Below are 1,090 nucleotides of genomic sequence, written 5' to 3' on the forward strand. Positions count from 1 at the left end.
CGAGCATTCGCCCTGCCGCAGCGCCTGCACCGCCAGGTGGGTGGCCACCAACGACGACGAGCACGCCGTATCGACCGTCATCGACGGCCCCTCCAGCCCCAGCGTGTAGGCGATGCGCCCGGAGGCGACCGACGCCGCGGTGCTGGTGCCGACGAACCCTTCCAACGAGGCCGCGTACCGGCCGACCCGCGGGGCGTAGTCGTGGTGCATCAGGCCCGTGTAGACACCGGTCCTGCTGCCGCGCAGGGAAGTGGGGTCGATACCCGCGTTCTCCAGGGCCTCCCAGGCGGTCTCCAGCAGCAGACGGTGCTGCGGGTCCATGGCGGTGGCCTCGCGTGGCGAGATCCCGAAGAACTCCGGGTCGAACCCGTCGGCGCCGTGCAGGAACCCGCCGGTGCGCACATAGGAGGAGCCCGTGCGTTCGGGGTCCGGGTCGTACAGGTCGGGCCAGCCGCGGTTGGCGGGGAACTCCGAGGTGCCGTCGAGGCCCTCGGACACCAGCCGCCACAACCCCTCGGGCGAGGTCACCCCGCCGGGGAATCGGCACGCCATCCCCACGACGGCGATGGGCTCGTCGGTGCCCCCGGCCGTCGCCACCGCCGCGGTCCGGGACCGCGATCCGAGCACGGTCGTGCGCACGAACTCCGCGAGCGCCACCGGCGTCGGGTGGTCGAAGATCACCGTGCCCGCGAGCTTCGCGCCCGTCACCGTGCGGAGCCTGTTGCGCAGTTCGATCGACATCAGCGAGTCGAATCCGAGTTCGCCGAAGGCCGTGTCGTCCTCGATGGCGCTCTGGTCGGCATGGCCGAGCACCGCCGCGACGTTCTCGCGCACGACCTCCAGCACCAGCCCTCGCTGCGCCTCCTCGTCGAGCTCGGCGAACCCGGCGCCGAACACGGTGCCCGCGCCCGCGGACCCGCCGCTCCCGGCCGGCTTCCGGGGCGCCTTGCGGACCAGCCCCCGCAGCAGGGCGTGCCTTTCGCCCGCCGGTGCCGACAGGTTCATCGGCGAGGCCACCACCGCGGGCAGGTCCAGGCCGAGGGCCGCGTCGAGCATCGCCAGGCCGTGCTCGGCGGTGATCGGCAGGGAG

General features: G+C 73.3%; 1 protein-coding gene. It reads right to left on the reverse strand.

All coding sequences use genetic code 11. From position 1 onward, the window contains the following. A partial coding sequence (locus tag D476_RS35315) for a type I polyketide synthase (RefSeq protein ID WP_017627848.1) occupies positions 1 to 1,090 on the reverse strand: 1,090 nt, incomplete at both ends.

This window comes from Nocardiopsis chromatogenes YIM 90109 (genome assembly GCF_000341185.1).
GTDB lineage: Bacteria > Actinomycetota > Actinomycetes > Streptosporangiales > Streptosporangiaceae > Nocardiopsis_A > Nocardiopsis_A chromatogenes.